The 20,859-nt window shown below is 67.7% G+C and carries 24 protein-coding genes; 10 read left to right on the top strand and 14 right to left on the bottom strand.

All coding sequences use genetic code 11. From position 1 onward, the window contains the following. Positions 1-66 precede the first annotated feature (66 nt). The gene (locus AC5P5W_RS13565; protein WP_227864434.1) at positions 67-399 is read left to right on the top strand and encodes a hypothetical protein; all 333 of its coding nucleotides are present in this window, start codon (positions 67-69) and stop codon (positions 397-399) included. Between the two features lie 28 nt (positions 400-427). On the opposite strand, the gene arsH is transcribed toward AC5P5W_RS13565, so the two are convergent. Continuing rightward, positions 428-1,156, bottom strand: coding sequence for an arsenical resistance protein ArsH (arsH, locus tag AC5P5W_RS13560; RefSeq protein WP_049441739.1), 729 nt, complete (start codon positions 1,154-1,156; stop codon positions 428-430). Positions 1,157-1,173: 17 nt separating this feature from the next. Between arsH and AC5P5W_RS13555 the strand changes: the two genes are divergently transcribed. The 4 genes from AC5P5W_RS13555 to AC5P5W_RS13540 all read left to right on the top strand — a co-directional run bounded on the left by AC5P5W_RS13555 (position 1,174) and on the right by AC5P5W_RS13540 (position 3,938). Beyond that, positions 1,174-1,503: an ArsR/SmtB family transcription factor gene (locus AC5P5W_RS13555; protein WP_014645511.1), complete on the top strand. Its 330-nt coding sequence runs from the start codon at positions 1,174-1,176 to the stop codon at positions 1,501-1,503. Positions 1,504-1,540: 37 nt separating this feature from the next. Continuing rightward, entirely contained in the window at positions 1,541-2,044 is a 504-nt protein-coding gene (locus AC5P5W_RS13550; protein WP_126411587.1) for an arsenate reductase ArsC, read from the top strand. 13 nt (positions 2,045-2,057) lie between these two features. Then, positions 2,058-3,089: an ACR3 family arsenite efflux transporter gene (gene arsB, locus AC5P5W_RS13545; RefSeq protein WP_126411586.1), complete on the top strand. Its 1,032-nt coding sequence runs from the start codon at positions 2,058-2,060 to the stop codon at positions 3,087-3,089. Positions 3,090-3,575: 486 nt separating this feature from the next. Next, positions 3,576-3,938: a hypothetical protein gene (locus AC5P5W_RS13540; RefSeq protein WP_197574345.1), complete on the top strand. Its 363-nt coding sequence runs from the start codon at positions 3,576-3,578 to the stop codon at positions 3,936-3,938. Positions 3,939-3,951: 13 nt separating this feature from the next. Here AC5P5W_RS13540 and AC5P5W_RS13535 read toward each other — a convergent pair whose 3' ends face one another. Next, positions 3,952-4,617, bottom strand: a complete 666-nt coding sequence (locus AC5P5W_RS13535) for an Ivy family c-type lysozyme inhibitor (protein WP_197574344.1) — start codon at positions 4,615-4,617, stop codon at positions 3,952-3,954. 114 nt (positions 4,618-4,731) lie between these two features. On the opposite strand from AC5P5W_RS13535, the gene AC5P5W_RS13530 reads away from it, so the two are divergent. Next, positions 4,732-5,208 (top strand): DUF4440 domain-containing protein, encoded by a 477-nt coding sequence (locus tag AC5P5W_RS13530; RefSeq protein WP_049441734.1) that lies wholly within the window; start codon positions 4,732-4,734, stop codon positions 5,206-5,208. Between the two features lie 124 nt (positions 5,209-5,332). On the opposite strand, the gene AC5P5W_RS13525 is transcribed toward AC5P5W_RS13530, so the two are convergent. The 5 genes from AC5P5W_RS13525 to AC5P5W_RS13505 all read right to left on the bottom strand — a co-directional run bounded on the left by AC5P5W_RS13525 (position 5,333) and on the right by AC5P5W_RS13505 (position 8,417). Beyond that, positions 5,333-6,358 carry an NAD(P)H-dependent glycerol-3-phosphate dehydrogenase gene (locus AC5P5W_RS13525; protein ID WP_005420929.1) on the bottom strand — a complete coding sequence of 342 codons (1,026 nt, stop codon included), beginning with the start codon at positions 6,356-6,358 and terminating at the stop codon, positions 5,333-5,335. A gap of 20 nt (positions 6,359-6,378) precedes the next feature. Then, positions 6,379-6,897 carry a protein-export chaperone SecB gene (gene secB, locus AC5P5W_RS13520; RefSeq protein WP_005407596.1) on the bottom strand — a complete coding sequence of 173 codons (519 nt, stop codon included), beginning with the start codon at positions 6,895-6,897 and terminating at the stop codon, positions 6,379-6,381. Between the two features lie 99 nt (positions 6,898-6,996). Next, positions 6,997-7,434 (bottom strand): rhodanese-like domain-containing protein, encoded by a 438-nt coding sequence (locus tag AC5P5W_RS13515; RefSeq protein ID WP_014645505.1) that lies wholly within the window; start codon positions 7,432-7,434, stop codon positions 6,997-6,999. A gap of 57 nt (positions 7,435-7,491) precedes the next feature. After that, complete coding sequence (locus tag AC5P5W_RS13510) at positions 7,492-7,917, bottom strand: hypothetical protein (protein WP_014035526.1); 426 nt, start codon at positions 7,915-7,917, stop codon at positions 7,492-7,494. A 32-nt stretch (positions 7,918-7,949) separates the two neighbouring features. Beyond that, positions 7,950-8,417, bottom strand: a complete 468-nt coding sequence (locus tag AC5P5W_RS13505; RefSeq protein ID WP_005407593.1) for a YiiD C-terminal domain-containing protein — start codon at positions 8,415-8,417, stop codon at positions 7,950-7,952. A gap of 35 nt (positions 8,418-8,452) precedes the next feature. Between AC5P5W_RS13505 and AC5P5W_RS13500 the strand changes: the two genes are divergently transcribed. The 3 genes from AC5P5W_RS13500 to AC5P5W_RS13490 all read left to right on the top strand — a co-directional run bounded on the left by AC5P5W_RS13500 (position 8,453) and on the right by AC5P5W_RS13490 (position 11,646). Beyond that, on the top strand, positions 8,453-9,262 hold the full coding sequence (locus tag AC5P5W_RS13500; RefSeq protein ID WP_111206059.1) for a uroporphyrinogen-III synthase: 810 nt from the start codon (positions 8,453-8,455) through the stop codon (positions 9,260-9,262). Between the two features lie 104 nt (positions 9,263-9,366). Then, the gene (locus AC5P5W_RS13495) at positions 9,367-10,344 is read left to right on the top strand and encodes a uroporphyrinogen-III C-methyltransferase (protein ID WP_495221208.1); all 978 of its coding nucleotides are present in this window, start codon (positions 9,367-9,369) and stop codon (positions 10,342-10,344) included. Between the two features lie 6 nt (positions 10,345-10,350). After that, entirely contained in the window at positions 10,351-11,646 is a 1,296-nt protein-coding gene (locus AC5P5W_RS13490; RefSeq protein WP_049418860.1) for a heme biosynthesis HemY N-terminal domain-containing protein, read from the top strand. Between the two features lie 226 nt (positions 11,647-11,872). Here the strand turns inward: AC5P5W_RS13490 and AC5P5W_RS13485 are convergent, their stop codons facing one another. Further along, positions 11,873-13,168, bottom strand: a complete 1,296-nt coding sequence (locus AC5P5W_RS13485) for an acetyl-CoA C-acetyltransferase (protein ID WP_197574343.1) — start codon at positions 13,166-13,168, stop codon at positions 11,873-11,875. Between the two features lie 93 nt (positions 13,169-13,261). Here AC5P5W_RS13485 and AC5P5W_RS13480 point away from each other — a divergent pair, with 93 nt between their 5' ends. Next, positions 13,262-14,149, top strand: a complete 888-nt coding sequence (locus tag AC5P5W_RS13480; RefSeq protein ID WP_041862938.1) for a hypothetical protein — start codon at positions 13,262-13,264, stop codon at positions 14,147-14,149. Between the two features lie 296 nt (positions 14,150-14,445). Here the strand turns inward: AC5P5W_RS13480 and AC5P5W_RS13475 are convergent, their stop codons facing one another. The 6 genes from AC5P5W_RS13475 to AC5P5W_RS13450 all read right to left on the bottom strand — a co-directional run bounded on the left by AC5P5W_RS13475 (position 14,446) and on the right by AC5P5W_RS13450 (position 20,849). Further along, the gene (locus AC5P5W_RS13475; RefSeq protein ID WP_142235513.1) at positions 14,446-15,072 is read right to left on the bottom strand and encodes a superoxide dismutase family protein; all 627 of its coding nucleotides are present in this window, start codon (positions 15,070-15,072) and stop codon (positions 14,446-14,448) included. Positions 15,073-15,104: 32 nt separating this feature from the next. Continuing rightward, positions 15,105-15,674, bottom strand: a complete 570-nt coding sequence (locus AC5P5W_RS13470; protein ID WP_014645498.1) for a superoxide dismutase family protein — start codon at positions 15,672-15,674, stop codon at positions 15,105-15,107. 93 nt (positions 15,675-15,767) lie between these two features. Further along, positions 15,768-17,216, bottom strand: coding sequence for a nitrogen regulation protein NR(I) (gene ntrC / locus AC5P5W_RS13465; RefSeq protein ID WP_032959347.1), 1,449 nt, complete (start codon positions 17,214-17,216; stop codon positions 15,768-15,770). Next, positions 17,209-18,270: an ATP-binding protein gene (locus AC5P5W_RS13460; protein ID WP_197574850.1), complete on the bottom strand. Its 1,062-nt coding sequence runs from the start codon at positions 18,268-18,270 to the stop codon at positions 17,209-17,211. Before AC5P5W_RS13460 ends, ntrC begins: the two co-directional genes overlap by 8 nt. 115 nt (positions 18,271-18,385) lie before the next feature. Further along, positions 18,386-20,431, bottom strand: coding sequence for a TonB-dependent receptor (locus AC5P5W_RS13455; protein WP_495221206.1), 2,046 nt, complete (start codon positions 20,429-20,431; stop codon positions 18,386-18,388). Between the two features lie 103 nt (positions 20,432-20,534). Next, on the bottom strand, positions 20,535-20,849 hold the full coding sequence (locus AC5P5W_RS13450) for a hypothetical protein (RefSeq protein WP_005411860.1): 315 nt from the start codon (positions 20,847-20,849) through the stop codon (positions 20,535-20,537). Positions 20,850-20,859: the final 10 nt, after the last annotated feature.

Genomic DNA, 20,859 nt, shown 5'->3' with positions numbered 1-20,859 from the left:
ACGCTGGCATACTGCGCCCGTAGACGATCCTGCGAGGCAATGTCTGCCTCGTCCATGAGGCCGCCGGTGGACCCACTCTTCCAGTTTCTGCTGAGCACGATGGGAGGCGTATTCGTCTTCCTGTTCTTCGTGGCGCGCGACTACCTGCGTGGCTTGGGGTGGCTGCTCGGTTCCTGGGATCCGAACATGGGGCACGCGACCGAAGATGCGCTCATTTCGAAGGCCAATCGCAGCGCCTTGCTGATTGCGGCGGTGCTTCTGGCGTGGGCCTTCATGGGCCCTTCTCCCTACCGCCGCAACTGGGAAATCGAAGTAATGGGCATCGGCACCGGCATGTTGCTGGCCTATGTGGTGATCATCCGCCTTGCAGCTTCAAGGGTGAAGAGGCTGCTTGGGTGAGCGTGCCTCACATCGGCACCAATGAGGATTAGGAAGCCGTAGCCTCTGCAGCCCGCGCCAATGCCGCGGCGTGGGCGTCGCCCTTCCGCTCGCTGTAACGGTCTACCAGGTAGTCCGACCGGCCCCGCGTCAGCAGGGTGAACTTCACCAGCTCTTCCATCACATCCACCACCCGATCGTAGTACGGCGAGGGCTTCATCCGGCCGTCGTCATCGAATTCCTGCCAGGCCTTGGCCACCGACGACTGGTTGGGGATGGTCAGCATGCGCATCCAACGACCAAGCACGCGCAACGCGTTGACCGTGTTGAACGACTGCGAGCCGCCGCTCACCTGCATCACCGCCAGCGTCCTGCCCTGCGTGGGCCGCACGCTGCCATCTTCCAGCGGCAACCAGTCGATCTGGTTCTTGAACACGCCGGTGACCGTGCCATGCCGCTCGGGGCTGACCCATACCTGGCCTTCCGACCACTGCGACCATTCGCGCAGTCGCTGCACTTCAGGGTGGTGCGGGTCCACGCTGTCCAGCATCGGCAGCGCATGCGGGTCGAACACCCGGGTTTCGCACCCCAGGTGGCGCAGCAGCCGCTCGGCTTCCAGCGCCAGCTTGCGGCTGAACGACTGGGGCCGCAACGAGCCGTAGAGCAGGAGAATGCGTGGCGGCCCCAGATCTGCCGCGGCGAGCTGGTGATGATTGGGCTGGGGCAATGACGATTCCACCAGGTTGGGCAGGTCCAGGCTTGTGATAGGCTCATTCATTCGATTATTCTAGAAACATGGAAACATCGAATGCAATCTCCGCCCTGACCGCCCTCGGTCATGCCACCCGGCTGGCTGCCTTCCGCCTGCTGGTGGAGGCCGGCCCGGCAGGGCGCATGGCGGGCGACATCGCTACGGCCCTGCAGGTGCCCCCAGCCACGCTCAGCTTCCACCTGAAGGAGCTGGTGCAGGCCGGGCTGGTGGAGAGCGAGAACCAGGGCCGCAACGTCTGCTACCGCGCCAACTTCGATGCCATGAACGGCTTGATCGAGTACCTCACGCACAACTGTTGCGCGGGCTCACCCAGCAACCAGTGCGTCCCCGCCGAACCCGCCTGCAAGTGCTGATACCGCACACGACCCACCCCATCGAAGCGATTGCCACATGACCCGCAATGTCCTGTTCCTCTGCACCGGCAACAGCGCGCGCAGCGTGCTGGCTGAAGCCACCCTGCGCGCCTGGGACAGCGATCGCTTCAGGGCATTCAGTGCGGGCAGCCAGCCCACCGGCCAGGTCAATCCGTTCGCGCTGGCACAACTGCATGCCGAAGGAATGCCCGTTGAAGGGCTGCGCAGCAAATCATGGGACGAGTTCGTGGATGCAGCGCCCATGGACCTGGTCATCACCGTGTGTGATGCGGCCGCTGCCGAAGCTTGCCCAGTGGTGTTCGGTGACTTCATCCGCAGCCATTGGGGCCTGCCCGATCCGGCCGCCGTGGCAGGCAGCGATGCCGACAAGGCCGCAGCCTTCGCGCTGGCCCATGCCATCGTGAAAACCCGCCTGCGTGCGCTGCTCGCACTGCCCGAATCGGTGTGGTCCGAACGCGAAGCGCTGCAGCACGCGCTGGACCAGATCGGCCAGCTGTTGCCGGCCGACGGCGCGCAGTAGCGGTGCCACTGCCATGAGCCTGTTCGAGCGACACCTGACCCTGTGGGTTGTGCTGTGCATTGCGATGGGCACGCTGCTGGGCCACGTCCTGCCCGGTGCCTTCGCGGTGCTGGCGTCCGCCGAAGTGGCCAAGGTCAATCTGCCGGTTGCGGTGCTGATCTGGCTGATGATCATCCCGATGCTGCTGAAGGTCGACTTCCGCGCGATGCGCCAGTTGCAGCAACACTGGAAGGGCATCGGGGTAACACTGTTCATCAACTGGGCCGTGAAGCCGTTCTCGATGGCGCTGCTGGGCTGGCTGTTCCTGCGCCATGCCTTCGCCGACTGGTTGCCCGCAGCACAGATCGACAGCTACATCGCCGGGCTGATCCTGCTGGCAGCCGCACCCTGCACCGCCATGGTGTTCGTGTGGAGCAACCTGTGCCGCGGTGATGCCAACTTCACCCTGAGCCAGGTGGCGTTGAACGACGCGATCATGGTGGTTGCCTACGCGCCGGTGGTTGCACTGCTGCTCGGCCTGTCGGCGATCACCGTACCGTGGGATACGCTGTTGCTGTCCGTTGGTCTCTACATCGTGGTGCCGGTGCTGGCTGCTGCACTGCTGCGGCACTGGATCCTTTTGCGCAGCGGCGAGGCGGGCCTGCAACTCACGCTTCGAAGGTTGGGGCCGCTGTCCCTGTCCGCGCTGCTGCTGACGCTGGTGGTGCTGTTCGGGTTCCAGGGCCAGCAGATCGTGAAGCAACCGCTGGTGATCGCGCTGATTGCCCTGCCGATCCTGATCCAGGTCTATTTCACCTCGGGCCTGGCCTACCTGCTCAACCGTCGGCTGGGCGTGGCACATTGCGTGGCCGGCCCGTCAGCGCTTATTGGTGCCAGCAACTTCTTCGAACTGGCGGTGGCGACTGCGGTGGGACTGTTCGGCGTGCATTCCGGGGCGGCGCTGGCGACGGTGGTGGGCGTGCTGATCGAGGTGCCGGTCATGCTGTCCGTGGTGCGCATCGTCAACCGTACTCAGGCCTGGTACGAAAGACCCCAAGAGCGCTGACAACCAGAGTGGGGCGAGTTCGATTTACGTTCTTCGCTCCGCACTGTCGTCATCGGCTTGGTGGGGTACCCATATCCCTGTCATCAAGTTCGAACCATGTCGCATATTCCCCATGCTGCTACGGCCGTTGCGGCGCCTGCGTCTGCGACGACTTAACAGCATGCAAGAATGCTGAAAGCGTCTTCGATCAAACGCTGTTTGCAACTCGTCTGATTGGCGTTTCGCAGCGACGGCGGTACAGATGGCGTGCCACCGGAAAAAGGTGGCCGGGCCTCGAAAACCCGTGGCAATGCGTACGTTGTATGCGCCTGCCCGTCGGCGTCACCCAGTGTGGCGCCGGCGGGCAATTCGTCTGCCGACTATGGCGGGCGGAGCGTGGAGGCCTTGTGCCTGCCGGCCTTGTACGCACTGTCCCGGTTTTCGAGCCACGTCTCCGCCCGCCACCTTTGCGTGGCGGCTACCGTCTGTCCTGCACGGGGCACTGCCATGACATCACCGGACTTCCCACGCCTGCATCCGCATCGCTCATCCGGGCCGCCAGAGCACGCGGCTGCGACCGATCCGAATGCCTTCATCGCCACGCTTCACCGCATCGGCAAAGGCGCGGCCGCCGACGGCCAGCCCTGGCCAGAGCGTCACCAGATGCCGGGCCGCTGCATGGCGCTGGCCGATGCGGACTGTGCACTGGCCGGCCAACGCGTGACGCTGGAGCTGCTGCTGGCGGCCGAGCGCGTGCGTCAGAACGGCACGGAGGCCGAGTACGTGGGCGACCGGGTGATGGAAGGGCTGATCCTGGCGTGCCTGACCATGAACGCACAGGCCAGCGCGCGCATGCAGCCGGAAGGATGAGGCGGGCACCACATCACTCGCAGAGCGCGCTGTCTTCCTTCAACGCGGCATCCTGCAGTGGCTGGCGTTGTTCAATCTGCGCACGTTGTTCCGCCGTCGGCTCGCCCAGCCACCACACACGACAGCGCGCGGTAAGACGGCCGACCATCTTCGCCTCCGTCGGCGAATACAGCATCGCCAACGCGGTGCCGGGGCAGTCGTGGGCCTGGCAGGCGGTATAGAACCACCACGGCTCGCCCTGCAGCACCAGCAGCTCACCAGGACCGCTGGGCCCGCTCAACAGGCGTTCGCGCAGCGATGGAATCTCCCTGTCAGCGGATTCGGCTGCGGCTGTGTTCTTCATCAGGGCGTTGAACGCGGCCAGCACCTTCGGGTCCTTGCGGCCGCAGTCGTCCACGGTATTGCCGCCCACCAGGGTGAAGAAATGCGTCGCCAGCGGGTTGTCCGCGCAGGTGAGTTCGCCGCCGGCACTCGGGTCTTCCGGTTCGCCTTCGTTGTCCCACACCGAGGGATCCACGCCACCTTCGATGGATGGCGCCTTCTCGCCCACCGTTGCCGTGGCCGCAGGTGCTTCTGTGGCCGGTGCTGGTGCGGCTGGTGCTGCATCGGGTGCCGGTGCCTGCCCGCAGGCGGCCAGCAATGCGACCGTCAGTGCCATCCCTGTGATTCGAATCTTCATTCCCTGTCCTTGTCTGATCTGCGCTGCATCCAGCAAATCGGCAGCCGCGTGATTCTAACCAGCACCGTGCCAGGATGCGTTCGTAGCGTCCCGTCATCGCCTGGAGCCGGACGCATGCGCCGTACACGACTCGCCAAGATCTTCTGCAGTGCCCTGCGGCTGGCATCGCCGGCAATTGCCCACGATGCAGAAAACGCGAAGCCTGCACGGCCTCTCCCGGGCGCAGCCCTGCCCGCACCGCTGGAGCGCGTACTACGCGATTACGAGCGGGCGTGGCGCTCGGCTGATGCCAGGGCATTGGCTGCGCTGCTTGCCGAGGATGGTCTTGTACTGCAGAGCAACCAGCCGCCGGTGCGCGGGCGTACTGCGATCGAGGCCGCGTATGCCGGCCAGGGCGGCAGTCCGTTGCGGCTGCGGGCGTTGGCTCACTCGGTGGAGGGCAACAGGGGCTACATCATTGGTGCGTATCGCTACGGCAGCAACGAGGGGGACACCGGCAAGTTCACGCTGACGCTGAAGCGCGTGGGCGACGGGCCGTGGTTGATCTTCTCGGACATGGACAACACCAGCGCGCCGCCACGGGCGCGGTGATTGCCGCCGTCGGGCGCCGACCAAGGTTGGCAGCTACCAGAAGCGGGTTCGGCAGTAGATCCACGCCATGCGTGGATGGCTCGCGCACATAAAAAACCCCGGCACGTGGCCGGGGTTTTTCGATTCACTTGAACAGCGTGTCCGGGTATTCCGGTTTCTGTTCCCGCGCCAGCAGTGCGCGCAGGCCTTCTTCCGGAGTCTGCTCGCCGTGCAGCACGGCACGCACGCCGTCGGAGATCGGCAGGTCGATGCCATGGCGGCGTGCCTGTCGCATCACTTCGTCGGCGGTCTGCACCGACTCGACCACCTGGCCGATTTCGCGCACGGCATCCTGCAGCGTCTGGCCACGGCCCAGGGCCAGGCCCAGGCGACGGTTGCGCGACAGATCGCCGGTGCAGGTCAGCACCAGATCGCCCAGGCCGGCCAGGCCCATCAGCGTTTCCGGCTTGGCGCCGATCGCCGCAGCCAGGCGCAGCATTTCATTGAGACCGCGGGTGATCAGGCCGGCACGGGCGTTGAGGCCCAGCTGCATGCCATCGGCCACGCCGGTGGCCACCGCCAGCACGTTCTTCATCGCACCGCCCAGCTCGGCACCGACCATGTCGTCGCCGGTGTAGGCGCGGAACGCCGGGCCATGCATCGCCTCGGCCACCGTCTGCGCGAACTCGGGCACGTCGCCGTGCACGGTGATCGCGGTGGGCAGGCCCTGGGTTACTTCCTTGGCGAACGATGGCCCGGTGACGACGGCCAGCGGCACGTCCTCGCCCAGCACTTCGCGCGCCACTTCATGCAGGAAACGGCCCGAACCGGGTTCGAAGCCCTTGGTGGCCCAGGCCACGCCGGCACCGGCCGGACGCAGCGGCGCCAGCGCACGCACGGTTTCACCGAAGGCATGCGACGGGGTCACCACCAGGATCCAGGCCGCGCCTTCCACCGCCGACGCCAGGTCGGTGGTGGCACGCAGGCTGTCCGGCAGCGGGATGCCCGGCAGGTAGCGCGGGTTCTCGTGGCGCTGGTCGATGGCCTCGACCACGGCAGCGTCGCGCCCCCACAGCACGGTCGGATGACCGTGCCGTGCGAGCAGGCTGGCCAGCGCGGTTCCCCAGGAACCGGCGCCCAGCACGGCGATCTTGTCAGCGGGAGTGCTCATCCGTGACGTCGCGGCAGGAATCAGGCGTTGCCAGCCGGCTCGGAGTCAGCCAGCGACGGTGCGTCGCCCTGCTCCTGGCGCTGGCGCAGGGTTTCTGCGTACAGGCCTTCGAAGTTGATCGGCTGCAGGAAGAACGGCGGGAAGCCGCCGGCCTGGATCAGGTCGCTGATCAGCTGGCGCACGTACGGGAACAGGATGTTCGGGCACTGGGTGCCAAGCAGCACGTCGATCGACTGCGGGTCCAGGCCGACCAGGCCGAACACGCCGGCCTGCTTCACTTCGGCCACGTAGGCGGTGCGCTCACCGGCCTGGCAGGTCAGGGTCACGGCCAGCACGACTTCGAAGGCGTTCTCACCCAGGCGCTGCACCTGCTGGTTCAGGTTCAGCTGCAGCTCCGGCTGCACCTGGTCATTGAAGATGGTCGGGGCGTTCGGCGACTCGAAGGAGACGTCCTTGACGTAGATCTTCTCGACGGTGAAAGCGGGGCCGGTGGCGGCATCGACCGGCGCAGCAGCGCCGTTGGTGATCTCTTCGGACATTTCCAGTAACTCCAATGAATGCAATGAAAACGATGGTCGAATTACTGCGATGGGGGCGGGATCAGGCCCATACAAGGCCGGATCCGCCACCTGCGGCAATCAGTTGCGGCCCTTGACCAGCGGCAGCTCGGCCTGCTGCCAGGCGGGAATGCCGCCGTCGAGCACGTAGACCTTCTCGAAGCCGGCCTTCTTCAGCGCCTTGGCGGCGGTTTCCGAGGCGTTGCCGCTGCGGCACACCAGCACCACCGGCGACTGCTTGGCGTTGGCCACCAGCTTGTGGTCCGGGCCGAAGGCACTGGCCTGGGCGTTGCGGCTGCCGGCAATGTGGCCCTTCTCGAAGTCACCGCTGGCCGACAGGTCGACCACCACCGTGCCGCCCGCGTTGATCAGCTGGGTCAGTTCGGCGGGCTTGATGCCCTTGAAGCCCCGGAACAGGCGGCGGATCTCGGTGACGATGATGGCCACGGTCAGGCCGACCAGGGCCGCGGACAGCATCGGGTTTCGGCCTGCAAAGGCCAGCAACTCTTCGTAATTCACTCAGGTCACGGGTCGATTAAGCGGGCGCCGATTGTCGCACAAGCCGGACGCGGCCCGTCACTGCCCCTTCCACAGGTCCGGCAGGCCGGCGGTCTGCCACCAGCGCTTGGCTTCCGGGTCCCAGCGCCAGCGCTCGACCACGACCACCGTGCGCTCGGCCTGGGTGTTCTGGTTGATCACCCCGATTTCGACCCGCCGCTCGACCAGTCCCCCGTCCAGTGAGGCACTGCTGCGCTCGCGGTAGGACGACACGCGCAGCTGCGCGTAACGGTTGAGCTCGAACTCGGTGGGCGGCTTTTCCTTGCGCAGCTTGGGGTCGAGGTAGCCGATGGCATCGTCCATGCTGCCCCAGCGGATGGTCGCCCCGTAGGCGATCTGGGTCTCTTCCAGCAGCTTGCGCTGCTTGCGGCTGAGGTCGTCGGCCGAGGCCACGGCACTGGCCAGCAGCAGGGAACAGATCAGGAACTGGATCAGGCGGCGCATCAGTGGTTTCCCCAGAACGTCAGCCTGCCATCCTACCCTTTGGCGAAGGCAACGAAGCGACCGCTGAATTCGGCGGCGGGCTTGCCATCGGCGCCGGGCTGGGTGGCGATGATGCTGATGCGGGCCTTGCGGCGCTGCCGGAAGGTGTTCAGGAAGGCATCCCAGCCGGTGGCCTCGGCCGCTTCGGCGTGGGCGTGCAGGTCTTCGTAGACCGGGGCCAGGTAGCGCAGGTTGCTGTCGGCCACGTAGACCTCGGCATCGTGGCCGGCCAGGCGCAGGCGCAGGCTGACCAGCGCCCAGCCGGACAGGGTCAGCACCGAGGCCAGGCTGCCGCCGAAGGCGTTGCCCTTGTCGTTGACGTTGGCGGCCAGCGGCGCGGTGATGCGCAGCACGCCATCGGCATAGCCGTCGAGCTGGATCTGCATGGCGCGCACCGCCGGCATGCAGTCCAGCACGTCCTGCAGGGCGGCCAACGAGGAAGTCAGGGCATCAACGGACATCGGAGCAGCGACCACGACAACGAAGGGCCCGCATAATGCAGGCAATGGCCGACCATACGATACCCACTGGCGCCACCCGTTCCGGCGCGCGCTGGACCCTGATCTCGCTGCGCCCGCGGGGCCAGAATGTGGCGCTGCGCCGCGCCGTTGCTGGGCTGGGCGGGGATGTCCTGGCCCTGGCGCCCTGGCGCCTGCAGCGCCTGCATGGCACGCCTGTGGTGCGTCAGCTGCAACGCGCGCTGAACTGCGATCGGGTGGTGTTCACCAGCCCGGCCGCCGTGACCGCGGCCGCCACCCTGCTGCCGCTGGCCGAGGCGCAGCGCAGCCCGTGGCTGACCGTCGGCGAAGGCACCGCGCGCGCATTGCGGGCACACGGCATCACCGAGGTGCATGCGCCGCAGCGGATGGACAGTGAAGGCCTGCTGGCGCTGCCGGTGCTGGCTGACGTACAGGGCCTGCGCATCGGCCTGGTGACCGCGCCCGGCGGGCGTGGCCTGATTGCCGCGCGGCTGCAGGCGGCCGGCGCCACAATCGAACGTGCCGACATCTACCAGCGTCGCCTGCTGCACCTGCCGCCCCGTGCGCTGGCTCGATTGGCGCATTCAGCGCAGCCGTGGATGCTGGCGGTGAGCAGTGGCGAAGCGCTGCAGCATTTCTGGCAGCAGCTTCCGCCGCCCTTGCAGCAGCGTCTGCAGGCGCACGCGACTGCCGTGGTGGCCAGTGATCGCCTCGGCGAACAGGCCCGGGCACTGGGCCTGCAGCATGTCGTGCGCGCGGCAGGCCCCACCAGCGCGCAGCTGGTGGCGGCCGCACACGCCACGCTCACCGTCCCGGCAGCGACCTGAACAGGGACGCGGGTCACGCTTGCCGCTGTCGTCGGCAACAGTGATGCTGTGCACAACGCGGCCTGCCGGCCCCCGACCGGCGACGTTGCCGACAAGGAAGCCCGATGAACGACACTCCGCCCGTTTCCCCGCCCCGTCGACCCGTGCGCTGGCTGCTGCCGCTGGCCGGTGTGGTCGTGCTCGGCGTGGGCGGCTATGCCGGCTGGTATGTCTGGCAACAGCAACAGAACGAACAGGCAGCGCAGGCACAGACCACGGCTGTCCAGCTGAAGGGCCTGGAGGCCACGCTGGATGCGCTGCGTCGTGACCAGCGCGCGACCAGCCAGCGCCTGCAGGACGCGGCCGCCACCAACCGCGTGCTGCGCGACGAGATGCTGGGCCTTTCCCAGCGCAGCGCATTGCTGGAAGAGAACCTGGCCAAGCTGGCCGACAGCGCCAACCAGGGCCGCCAGGCGGTACAGCGCGATGAGGCCGAACTGCTGCTGACCCAGGCCGCGCAGCGCCTGAACTACGCCGACGATGTGGAAGGCGCACGCCGGTTGTACGCCCAGGCCGCGACGGCACTGGCCGAACTGCCCGACAGTGATGGCCTGAACCTGCGTCAGGCGCTGGTGCAGGAGCACGAGGCACTGGATGCGCTCGGCAGCGGCCCACGCGTGCAGTCGCTGCAGCGTCTGGATGCTGTGGGCAGGGCACTGCAGGGCCTGCCTTCGCAGATCACCGGCACAACCGGCAGCAGCACCGCCAAACCCTGGTGGCAGGCAGCTCTGGCGCCGTTCGTGGACATCACCCCGAGCCGCCAGAACGGCCCGCTGACCGCCGCCGAACAGCGCAATGCCGACGACGCGCTGCAGCTGGAACTGACATTGGCACGTGCGGCAATCGAGCGCGGCGACCGCGCGGGGCGCAATACCGCATTGGACCGCGTGGAGCACTGGGCACAGCGGCGCTGGCCGGATTCACCAGCCCTGCGCGCGCAACGTGCTGAACTGAAGGCCTTGCGCGAACTGCCGCTGCAGGCCAACGACGCTGTCCTTGGCAGCACCCTGCAACAACTGCGCACCCAGACCGACCGGAGGTAAGCCCGCATGAAACCCCTGCAATCCCTGGTCGTGCTGTTGCTGGCCGTGGCCATCGGCGTGGTCGCTGCGCAATGGCTCGGCGCCGATGACCTGAACCGCTTCGGCGAAGTGACCCTGCGCTACGGCGGCTACGACTACCACAGCAACCTGCCGAAGGTGGCGCTGCTGGCAGTGATCGCGGTGCTGGTGCTATGGCTGCTGTGGAGCCTGATCGCCGCACCGTTCCGCGCCTGGGGCCGCTACCGCCGCAAACAGGGCCGGGTGCGCCTGATCGACGGCCTGCAGGCCTATGAGCACGGCCAGTGGCAGCGTGCCGAGAAACTGCTGGACGGTGCCGCCAAGGATCCGGAAGTGAGCGCGGTGGCGCTGGCCAACGCCGTGCGCAGCGCGCAGGCACGTGCCGACGGCCCGGCTGGCGAGGCGCTGCTGCAGCGCCTGGGCGAAAGTGATGCCACCCTGCAGGCGCTGCTGCGCGCCGAACAGCTGCTGGCGCGCGATCTGCCGGTGGATGCGATCAACGCATTGGACGTAGCGGCGATCCAGCCGCTGCCGCCACGTGGCCTGTGGCTGCGCACCGAGGCACTGGCACAGGCCGGCCGCGCCCACGAGGCGTATGGCCAGCTGGGTGCACTGCGCCAGAGCAAGGTGCTGCCGGCCGAGGCCAGCAGTGAACTGGAAGCACGCCTGGCTGCACAAGCGCTGCTGGAAGCGGCCGACGTCAACGCACTGGCCGCGCAGTGGGAAGCCACGCCGAAGGCACTGCGACCGACTCCGGACGTGGTTGGCGCCTATGCCAGCCGCGCGGTGGCGCTGGACTGGGACGAGCCGGCGCTGCTGGCGCTGGAACAGGCCCTGGACCAGCGCTGGGATGACGAACTGGTGGCGCTGTATGGCCGTCTGCCGGCCGAGCGCCTGGCTACCCGCCAGGCCAACCTCGCACGTTGGCGCAACGTGCATGACGGCTCGGCCGCGTTGCGCCTGGCGCAGGGCCGCGTGGCCCTGGCCCAGCAGCAGTGGGAGGCCGCCGATGCGTTCCTGCACGAGGCCATCGCCGCGGGCGCCGGTGCACCGGCGTGGGAAGCGCTGGGTGAACTGTTCGCCCAGCGTGGCGAACACGCGCTGGCCGCGCAGTGCCTGGCCAATGCGCTGCGCCTGCAGCGCGGCGAGGACAGCGTGGCGCTGGTGCGCGGCGGCGAGACGCCACTGCGTGCCACGGTGGAAGAACAGCCGCTCGCGGTGCAGCCGCCGGTGTATGACGCCAACGAAGAGCGCGACGAATTCGGTAATCCGCGGTTGCCGTGACCGCTGCTGAAATAGGCCGACCAACGGTCGGCACCCACAGGAGCAAAAAACGCCGCCCAATGGGCGGCGTTTTCATGTGCGGGACCCGTTAGTCGCCAACCCTGGTTGGCGCGTGGCCTTTCCGAGCGATGCCGTTTCACGGCCGACCAAGGTCGGCATCTACCACAGCAGATCCAGCACGCATTTCTGGTAGTCGCCAACCTTGGTTGGCGCGCGGTCGCAGCGATCAGCGTTCGACGATCGCCACCACGCCCATGCCGCCGGCGGTGCAGATCGACACCAGCGCGCGACCACCGCCGCGTTCGGCCAGCTGCTTGGCGGCGGTGGCGATGACGCGGGCGCCGGTGGCGGCGAACGGATGACCGGTGGCCAGCGACGAACCCAGCAGGTTGATCTTGTCCGGGTCGATGCGGCCCAGCGGTGCGTCCAGCCCCAGGCGGTTGCGGCAGTAATCCTCGCTCTCCCACGCACGCAGGGTGCACAGCACCTGCGCGGCGAAGGCTTCGTGGATCTCGTAGATGTCGAAGTCCTGCAGGGTCAGGCCATTACGCTTGAGCATCTCCGGCACCGCGATGGTCGGCGCCATAAGCAGGCCTTCGCCATGCACGAAGTCCACCGCAGAGACATGCGCGTCGCGCAGGTAGGCCTGCGGCTCATGGCCGTGCGCGCGCGCCCACTCTTCGCTGGCCAGCAGTACCGCAGCGGCACCGTCGGTCAGCGGGGTGGAATTGGCGGCGGTCAGCGTGCCACGGCCGGAAACCCTGTCGAACGCCGGCTTCAGCGTGGCCAGCTTTTCCAGCGAGGTATCCGGGCGCAGGATGTTGTCACGCTCGACGCCACGGAACGGTGCGATCAGGTCGTTGAAGAAGCCACGCTCATAGGCGGCGGCCAGCTTCTTGTGCGAGGACACCGCCCACTCATCCTGCGAGTCGCGCGAGATGTTCCATTCCTTGGCCATGTCCTCGCAGTGGTCGCCCATGCTCTTGCCGGTGCGCGGCTCGGCCACGCCCGGGAACTCGGGCTTGAGCTCGGAGAACTTGAAGCCGGAAGTGAGCGCGCGGATCTTGTCGCCAGTGCTCTTGGCGCGGTTGGCGGCCAGCAGGCGCGCGCGCAGCTTCTTGCCGTAGACGATCGGCACGTCGGAGGTGGTGTCCGAACCGCCGCCGATGCCCGATTCGATCTGGCCCAGCGCGATCTTGTTGGCGACAGTGATGATGCTGTCCAGCGAGGTGCCGCAGGCGCGCTGCAGGGTGATGCCCGGGGTCAGCGGCGACAGGCCGGAGGACAGCGTGGCTTCACGGCCCAGGTTCCAGTCGCTGGAGTGCTTGATCACCGCACCCATCGCCACTTCACCCAGTTGCTGGCCGTGCAGGCCGAACCGTTCGACCAGCGCGCCCAGCGTACGGACCGACATGCCGAGGTTGCCGACATCCGAATACGCGGTGTTCTGGCGGCAGAACGGAATGCGGACGCCACCGAGGATGGCGACGGGACGAGCGTTGGGCATGGAGATACCTGGCATGGATGAGGGTGTCTGCAACATGGCCTGCACGGCGGAGCAGGCATAATGGAGCCAAGTGTAGCTGCCGCCCTGTGATGGGCCAACCGTGGAACCATGAGCAAACCCGACCCCGCGATGAATGCCCTTGGCGTGCTGGCCCTGGAACTGGCCGGCGGCGAAATCCCCCGCCAGGCGGTGCTCAGCGCTGAACAGGCCGGTGAACTGGCCGAACGCGTCGGCCGTGACCTTTCCAAGCTGGTGCCGCAGGTGGCCGAGCTGGACCTGGTGTTCGCGGCCGCCCATTTCGACCCGGCCGAAGTACTGCGCCCGGGCTGGCCGATCCATCGCCGCCTGGAAGAACTGCAGATGCGTGCCCCGGGCCGCAACCAGGGCCCGCGCCTGCTGGCCTTCGGCACCGATGCCGCAGGCGATGTGCCGCTGCCGTTCCAGGCCGATGCGACCCTGGTGGGGGGCGGCCTGCGCGTGGTGCCGTTCCTGCTGACCGGCAGCGACGTGGCCACCACCAACGCGGTGGCCAATGCGCTGGAAGAAACACTGCTGGCCAACGGCATGGCGCATGCCGACACCGCGTTGATGGCACAGAACAGCTTCGGCGCCCGCATCGAACACGCGCGCTATTTCACCGTGAACGACCTGGCCGCGATGATGTCGATGCAGTACGACAACCAGGGCTTGGCGGCGCTGTGGCCGCTGATCGAGACCGCGATCATGGCGCCGGGCGAAGACGAGTGGCTCAATGCCGCGCCCGAGCCGCTGCTGCGCTATACCCATGGCGAGGCACGCATGGCGCTGTTCGATCCGGCCGGTTGGTGCGCGTACTACAACCACAGCAAGAACGATTGCGACCGCCTGCAGGGCATCTACGAGCAGTTCCTGATGCGCCAGCGGCAGATGGCCGCGGTGCTGGAAGCGCACGGCGTGCCGGTGCTGTTCGTGCACTGCGAGGCCGGGCAGGACGCGCGCGAGCTGCTGGCGCGCTGAAGGCGGGTAGTGCCGGCCGCTGGCCGGCAACGTCCGGATCTGCGATTGCCGGCCAGCGGCCGGCACTACCGATAATGAAAAACGCCGGCTTGCGCCGGCGTTTTCCGTCTCCAGCAGAAATGGCCGCAGTGCTGTTCGTGCACTGCGAGGCCGGCCAGGACGCGCGCGAGCTGCTGGCGCGCTGAAGACGGGTAGTGCCGGCCGCTGGCCGGCAACGTCCGGATCTGCGATTGCCGGCTAGCGGCCGGCACTACCGATAATGAAAAACGCCGGCTTGCGCCGGCGTTCCTTGATTCTTACGGGGCCTTCTGGATCACCGCACACGCCAGGCGTGCGCCGGCGTTGCCGGTCGGCTGGGTCTTGTAGTCGTCCGCATCGGCGTGGACGATCAGGCCGCGGCCGATGATGTCGAAGTCATCACCCTTGCCGATGTTGACATTGCTCGACACCGGGCCGTCGATGGTGGCCACGCCCTTGTCGTCGGCCTTGATGTTGGGCATGTCGCCGCCGTGGTGCGGATCGGTGGCGACGTTGCCGTGATCCTGCTTGCCCGGGTTGAAGTGGCCGCCGGCGCTCATGCCGTCCGGCGCGCTGCAGTCGCCCTTCTCGTGGATGTGGAAGCCGTGCTCGCTGCCCGGCTTCAGGCCAGTGATCTGGCCGGTCACGTGGACCTTGCCATCAACCACCTTGAAGGTGACGCTGCCCTTGGTCTCGTTGCCCTGGGTCGGTGCCAGTTCGGCGGTGGCCGAGGCATCGGCAGCCGGTGCAGCCGCCGGGGCTGGCGTTGCAGCCGGCTCGGTGGTGGCGCCGTCAGCCGGCGCGGCCGGCGGAGTCTCAGTCTGCGGCGCGGCGGGCTGCTGGTTACAGGCCGCCAGGCCCAGCGCGGCGATGGCCGCAAACAGCGAAGTGTGGATCAGACGCATTGGAATCTCTCCCTGGATGTTGCCTGCAGTGATCAGCGGACGACCCGGATCACGCCACAGGCGATGCGGACGCCGGCATTGCCGGCGGGCTGGCTGCGATAGTCGTCGGCGTTGGCATGCACGACCAGTGCACGTCCGGCGATATCGGTGGCGGCGCCTCCGCCAAGGGTAACGCCCTTGAGGTGGATATCGACGTTGGCGCGGCCCTGGGCATCGGCACGCAGGTTGTCCATGTCGCCCAGGTGGTGCTTGCCGGTGCCGGCGCGGCCATGCGCGGCGCCACCGGGGTTGAAGTGGTTGCCGGCGCTGCTGGCATCCACCGCGCTGCAGTCGCCGCGCTCGTGGATGTGGAAACCGGCCTGCTGCATCGGCTGCAGGCCACCGATCAGGCCGGTGATGTGGATACCGCCGGGCTCCACCATCAGTGCGATGCGGCCACTGACGATGCTGGCCGAGGCCGGCGACAGATTGGCTTCACCCTGCTTCGCTGCGCTGACCACGGTGGGCGGCGGCGGGGTGGGCTCGGCCTTCTTCGGCGCGCTGCCACAGGCAGACAGCAGCACGGCGGCGGACAACGGCAGGATGGCAAAGGACAGACGCATCGAAGACTCCTTGCAGGTGACACTAAGCATTGCATCGTCCATGAACGATCAACGGTTCGGCAAGCGGGCGCGAGGATCGCGTGCAGGGACCGTTCAATGGCCCCCGCGACGGCGCCCGGCGCCCAGCTTGCGGGTAAGGGTATTGCGGCCGAGGCCGAGGCGGGCAGCGGCTTCGGCGCGGCGACCGTGGGTGATCTGCAGCGCTGCCTCCAGCAGGGCATGGTCGACCCGCTCGCGCACCTGCGCGTGCAGCCCTTCCACGCCTTCGGCCAGCTGACGGCGCGCCCATTCGGCCAGCAGCGCTTCCCATTGGCCCGGATCGGCTGCGCTGCCGCTGTTGCGGCGGCCGCGCGCGCGGTTCAGCGCGGTATCGACATCGGCCACGCCGATGGTGTCGGCGGCGGCCAGCGCGGCCATCCGCCAGCACACGTTCTCCAGTTCGCGCACGTTGCCCGGCCAGTCGTGTTCGCGCAGCGCCTGCAGAGCCGCGGCGGTGAGGCGCTTCGGCGGCGTATCCAGCCTGCGTGCGGCGGCGGCCAGGAACGTGCTGGCCAGTTGCGCGATGTCCTCGCGGCGCTCGCGCAGCGGCGGCAACTGCAGGCGCACCACGTCCAGGCGATGCAGCAGATCGGCGCGGAACTTGCCCTGCGCGACCAGGCCTTCCAGATCCTGGTGGGTGGCGGCCACCACGCGCACATCGACGCGGATCAGCTCGCGGCCACCGACGCGGAAGAACTCACCCTGCGCCAGCACACGCAGCAGGCGGGTCTGCAGCGGCAACGGCATGTCGCCGATCTCATCCAGGAACAGCGTGCCGCCGTTGGCCTGCTCGAAGCGGCCGACATGACGGCGCTGCGCACCGGTGAAGGCGCCAGCTTCGTGGCCGAACAGCTCGCTCTCCAGCAGTTCGGCCGGGATCGCGGCGGTATTGAGCGCGACGAACGGGCCCTGCGCACGCGGCGATTCGCGGTGCAGCGCATTGGCCACCAGCTCCTTGCCGGTGCCGGTCTCGCCGGTGATCAGCACCGCCAGCGGTGCCTGCGCCAGGCGACCGATGGCGCGGAACAGCGCACGCATCGGGGGGGTATCGCCCACCAGTTGCGGCGGCTGGTCGCCGGGCGTTTCGGCGGCGGGGCTGGGGGCGGCCAGCGCGGGCGCCACGGCCGGCAGCACACGCTGCGCCAGCGCCACGGCATCGTCCAGGTCGAACGGCTTGGACAGGAATTCATGCGCGCCCCCGCGGAACGCACCGGCGGTGCTGGCGACATCGGTATAGGCCGACATCACCACCACCGGCAGCTGCGGCAACGCGGCCTTGAGCTTGTCCAGCAGTACCAGGCCATCGTCGCCGGGCATGCGCACATCGGTGAACAGCAGCGCCGGTGGCGGGCCCGCGCTCAACGCCTGCAGGGCGGGAGCGGCACTGTCGAAATCAACGACCTGGTACCCCGCCTCGCGCAGCGCGGTGCACAGTACGAAGCGCACCGCACGATCATCGTCGACCACCCAGATGCGCTGTGCGGTGGTGGGGGACTCAGACATCGCGCGGGGCCTCCTCGGCAGGAGCGGCGCCGTTGCCGATCGGCAACAGCAGGGTGAACACGGTATGGCCCGGACGCGAGCGGTAGGTGAGCGTGCCGCGATGCTCGCGCGTGACCTGCTGGGCCAGTGCCAGGCCCAGCCCGGTGCCTTCGGCACGGCCACTGACCAGCGGCAGGAACAGGTGTTCGGCCAGCTCCTCGGGCACGCCACGGCCGTCGTCGGCGATTTCCAGGCGCAAGGCCAACGTGTGCAACTGCTCGGCGATGCGCACCCCATGCTCCACGCGGGTGCGCAGGGTGATGCTGCCGGCACCGGCCTGGATCGCGTTGCGCACCAGGTTCCACACCGCCTGGGTGAGGCGGTCGGCGTCGCCGTGGAATTCGGGAATGCTGGGGTCGTAGTCGCGCTGCAGGCGTACCGCCCAGCCGGCCTCGTTCTCGGCCAGGCGCAGCACACGTTCCAGCGCGGCATGGATGTTCAGTTCCGCATGCGGCGCGGCCGGGGCCGGCGACAGCAGCTGGTCGAGAAGGCCGTTGAGGCGCTCGATCTCCGAGCCGATCAGTTCGATCAGCTCACGTTCGCTGGCGTCGCGCTGCGCCGCGCGGCGGGCCAGCAGCTGGGCCGCGCCCTTCAGCCCGGCCAGCGGGTTGCGCAGCTCGTGGGCCAGGCCCTTCAGCGCCGCGCTGAGCGCACTGGGCAGCGCCTGGGTTGGGTCCAGCCCGGGGAATTCATCGACCGGATGCGCCTCCAGCAGCCAGCCACCATCGTCGCGGCGGCTCATCCAGCCCTCGGCGAAGCGCGGCGCCTCGCCGGGCACCGCCAGCGCCAGCCGGTTCAGGCGCAGGCTGTCGCGCTCATCGCGGGCCAGGAAATGGGCAAGTGCCTCGCCCTGCACTTCCAGTGCGGCCAATGGCCGACCCAGCAGGCGCCGGACGCTGACGCCCAGCCAGCGGGCGAAGGCCGGATTGCAGCCGGCAATGCAGCCATCGGCCCCGGCCCAGGCCAGCGGCGTGCCCAGGGCATCAAGGGACGGCGGGGGTGCGGGGTCGGACATTGCACCAATGTAGTGCAAAACGCGGGGTTCGGGGTCAGAGCCCTTTCCTGGCGGAAAGGGATCTGACCCCTGCTGCAGGTCGAGCAAGCTCGACCACTACCAGATGCAGGGCCGGTTACAGCTTCATGTTGAGGCCAACGAACACGCTGCGGCCCGGGGCTGGCGAGAACATCGGGCGGGCGCTGTCCCAGAAGAAGCTGTCGTACCAGGCGTAGGCGTACTGGCGGGCGGTGACGTTCTTCAGTTGCAGGTCCACGCTGAAACGCGGGGTGAGCTGATAGGCAGCACTGAGGTCGAGCACGGCGAAGCCACCGAACTTGCCGGCCACGTTGCGCTCCTCAAGGTAGTAGTCGCCCTGCGCGCGTGCCTGCAGGCCGAGGCGCAGCGCGTCGCTGGCGCGGTAGTCCACACCCAGATTGCTGATGTGGCGCGGGGTGGCGGCCACTTCGCGGCCGTGCAGGGAGATGCCGGCATCGCGGTCGTCGCGGGTGATCTTCGCTTCCTGGTAGGCGTGCGACGCCCATACCGTCCAGTCATCGCCCAGCTGCAGGCTCAACTGCGCATCCACGCCGCGCCGGCGGGTCTTGCCCAGGGTGACCGTGGTGCCGGTGGCAGGCATGTTGGATACCTCGTTTTCCGCGTCCTGCTGCCACACCGCCAGGCGCGCCTGGGCGCCCTGGAACGGCTGGAACTTCAGGCCCAGCTCCATGCCCGTATTGGTGGACGGCTGCATCGGCGCCTGCCCCGGGGTGAGGTAGGCCGGTGCGGTGGACCCGGTCAGCACCTGGAAGGTGCGGCCCCAGTTGGCGTAGACGTGGGTGGTCTGGCCCAGGCTGTGGATGATGCTCAGCTTGGGCTGGCCGATGCTGCCGTAATCCTGCAGCCGGGCGGTGATGCCGTTCATCAGGTGCGTGCGGCCACTGAAGCGATCGATACGATAGGCCGGCACGATCTTCCACGCCTCGGCGGGCTGGTAGATCGCCTGCACGTAGGCGCCCCAGTTGTCGAAGCTGTGGCGGTCGTCGTTCTGCACGCGCGCCGGCGGCTGGCTGTAATCGGTCGGTTCGGCGTAGGCATAGCGCTCGCGGATATAGCCGTTGTCCTGCTGCTCGTAGTTCAGGCCGCCTTCGACGGTAAGCGTGGAGCTGGCCTGCCAGGTCAGCGTGCTGAGCAGGCCAGTCTGGCGTTCATCCCACACGCGGCGCTGGCGCGGCAGGTTGCCGGTGGGCAGGTCGCTGAAGGTCACGCGGCGGTCGTCTTCATAGCGGTTGTAGTAGAGCCGCGTGCCGAAGGTGAGTGCGTCGGACAGCTTCAGGTCGACGTGCGCGGCGATCTGGCGCATGTCGCGGTCATCGCCGTCGTTGCCGTTGCGCAGCTCGCTGCCACGGCGGTGCGTGCGCAGTTCCTCGGCGGTCATGAAGCCCGGTTCGTCGGCCTCATGGTGGTAGGCGCGCGCGGTCAGGCCCACGCGCAGCCCTTCGTCCAGCGTGCCGAAGAACCACTTGCCGCCCAGCGAGTACTTCCTGGAGGTGTCGTGGTCGCGATAACCATCGCTGGCCTGGGTGCCGACAAAGTAGTTCTGCGCGAAGCCATTGGCTTCGCGGCCAATCGCCAGCTGCGCATCACGGGTGTTGTAGCTGCCGTAGGCCAGGCGCGCATCGGTGTAGCTGCCGCCCTGGCGCGTACCGAAGTTCACGTTGCCGCCGATGTTGTGCAGGCCATAGCGCGGATCGTTGGTACCACGCACCACTTCGATGTAGCTGATGTCCAGCGGGAACAGCATGTCGATGAAGCGCTGGTTGCCGCTGTTGACGTTGCTGGGGATGCCGTCGATGAGGGTCTTGATGGCATTGAGGTAGCCCTCGCCGTTGAAGGCGCGGAAGCTGACCTTGCCCGATTCGGCACCCTGCCGGGTTTCGGTGAGCTGGATGCCGGGCATCTGCCCGAGCAGTTCCCAGCTGTGCGAAACGTTGCGGTTTTCGATCTGGTCTGCACCCAGCACGTCCACCGAGGTCAGCACCTGGTGCGCACTGAGCTGGCCTTCGCCGTTCTGGTGCACCTGCACCTTGCCGAGGGTGAGCGCGGCATCGGCGGCCTGTGCGAAAGCTTCAGGGGCGAACGGCGCGGCCGCCAGGGCGGCCACAAGGGTGGGAGTCTTCATGGGAAGGGGCGGTTACGGTGAAATGTAATTATATAACATTTCACGTGCCCGCTTTTGCAGCGTCGAGCAAGGCTCGGCGCTACAAGGGCGGGAGCCGGGCGGATTACACCGGGTAGCCGGTGGCTTCCCGTGCCTTCTTCCAGGCGGCTTCGAATTCACGCGCGGAGATTTCGTCGTCCTCGTCGAAATCCAGGAACGACACCGGCTGGTCGGCCAGCAGGAAACGGTCATCGCTGTGGGCGTGCTCGTCGGCCCAGACCATCTTGGTGCCGTAGATTTCCACCTGCCGCACGATCTTGTCGCCGCGCGCTTCCATCAGCACGTTGCCCTTGCCCAGGCCCGATTCGGCCCAGTGCTTGTAGTACTTCTTTGCGGCGGATTTCGCGCCGGGTTTTGCGTTGTGCTTTGCGTAGGTCATTGCAGGGGTC

Source organism: Stenotrophomonas sp. YJH_SMC_123 (assembly GCF_059368215.1).
Note: the sequence above shows the minus strand (reverse complement) of the source record. Positions and strands in the feature narration are given on the sequence as shown.

Coding starts and splice junctions, on each gene's coding strand:
- arsH (WP_049441739.1), bottom strand. CDS start 1,156: ATGAATGAGCCTATCACAAGCCTGGACCTGCCCAACCTGGTGGAATCG.
- AC5P5W_RS13555 (WP_014645511.1), top strand. CDS start 1,174: ATGGAAACATCGAATGCAATCTCCGCCCTGACCGCCCTCGGTCATGCC.
- AC5P5W_RS13550 (WP_126411587.1), top strand. CDS start 1,541: ATGACCCGCAATGTCCTGTTCCTCTGCACCGGCAACAGCGCGCGCAGC.
- arsB (WP_126411586.1), top strand. CDS start 2,058: ATGAGCCTGTTCGAGCGACACCTGACCCTGTGGGTTGTGCTGTGCATT.
- AC5P5W_RS13540 (WP_197574345.1), top strand. CDS start 3,576: ATGACATCACCGGACTTCCCACGCCTGCATCCGCATCGCTCATCCGGG.
- AC5P5W_RS13535 (WP_197574344.1), bottom strand. CDS start 4,617: ATGAAGATTCGAATCACAGGGATGGCACTGACGGTCGCATTGCTGGCC.
- AC5P5W_RS13530 (WP_049441734.1), top strand. CDS start 4,732: ATGCGCCGTACACGACTCGCCAAGATCTTCTGCAGTGCCCTGCGGCTG.
- AC5P5W_RS13525 (WP_005420929.1), bottom strand. CDS start 6,358: ATGAGCACTCCCGCTGACAAGATCGCCGTGCTGGGCGCCGGTTCCTGG.
- secB (WP_005407596.1), bottom strand. CDS start 6,897: ATGTCCGAAGAGATCACCAACGGCGCTGCTGCGCCGGTCGATGCCGCC.
- AC5P5W_RS13510 (WP_014035526.1), bottom strand. CDS start 7,917: ATGCGCCGCCTGATCCAGTTCCTGATCTGTTCCCTGCTGCTGGCCAGT.
- AC5P5W_RS13505 (WP_005407593.1), bottom strand. CDS start 8,417: ATGTCCGTTGATGCCCTGACTTCCTCGTTGGCCGCCCTGCAGGACGTG.
- AC5P5W_RS13500 (WP_111206059.1), top strand. CDS start 8,453: ATGCAGGCAATGGCCGACCATACGATACCCACTGGCGCCACCCGTTCC.
- AC5P5W_RS13495 (WP_495221208.1), top strand. CDS start 9,367: ATGAACGACACTCCGCCCGTTTCCCCGCCCCGTCGACCCGTGCGCTGG.
- AC5P5W_RS13490 (WP_049418860.1), top strand. CDS start 10,351: ATGAAACCCCTGCAATCCCTGGTCGTGCTGTTGCTGGCCGTGGCCATC.
- AC5P5W_RS13485 (WP_197574343.1), bottom strand. CDS start 13,168: ATGCCAGGTATCTCCATGCCCAACGCTCGTCCCGTCGCCATCCTCGGT.
- AC5P5W_RS13480 (WP_041862938.1), top strand. CDS start 13,262: ATGAGCAAACCCGACCCCGCGATGAATGCCCTTGGCGTGCTGGCCCTG.
- AC5P5W_RS13475 (WP_142235513.1), bottom strand. CDS start 15,072: ATGCGTCTGATCCACACTTCGCTGTTTGCGGCCATCGCCGCGCTGGGC.
- AC5P5W_RS13470 (WP_014645498.1), bottom strand. CDS start 15,674: ATGCGTCTGTCCTTTGCCATCCTGCCGTTGTCCGCCGCCGTGCTGCTG.
- ntrC (WP_032959347.1), bottom strand. CDS start 17,216: ATGTCTGAGTCCCCCACCACCGCACAGCGCATCTGGGTGGTCGACGAT.
- AC5P5W_RS13460 (WP_197574850.1), bottom strand. CDS start 18,270: ATGTCCGACCCCGCACCCCCGCCGTCCCTTGATGCCCTGGGCACGCCG.
- AC5P5W_RS13455 (WP_495221206.1), bottom strand. CDS start 20,431: ATGAAGACTCCCACCCTTGTGGCCGCCCTGGCGGCCGCGCCGTTCGCC.
- AC5P5W_RS13450 (WP_005411860.1), bottom strand. CDS start 20,849: ATGACCTACGCAAAGCACAACGCAAAACCCGGCGCGAAATCCGCCGCA.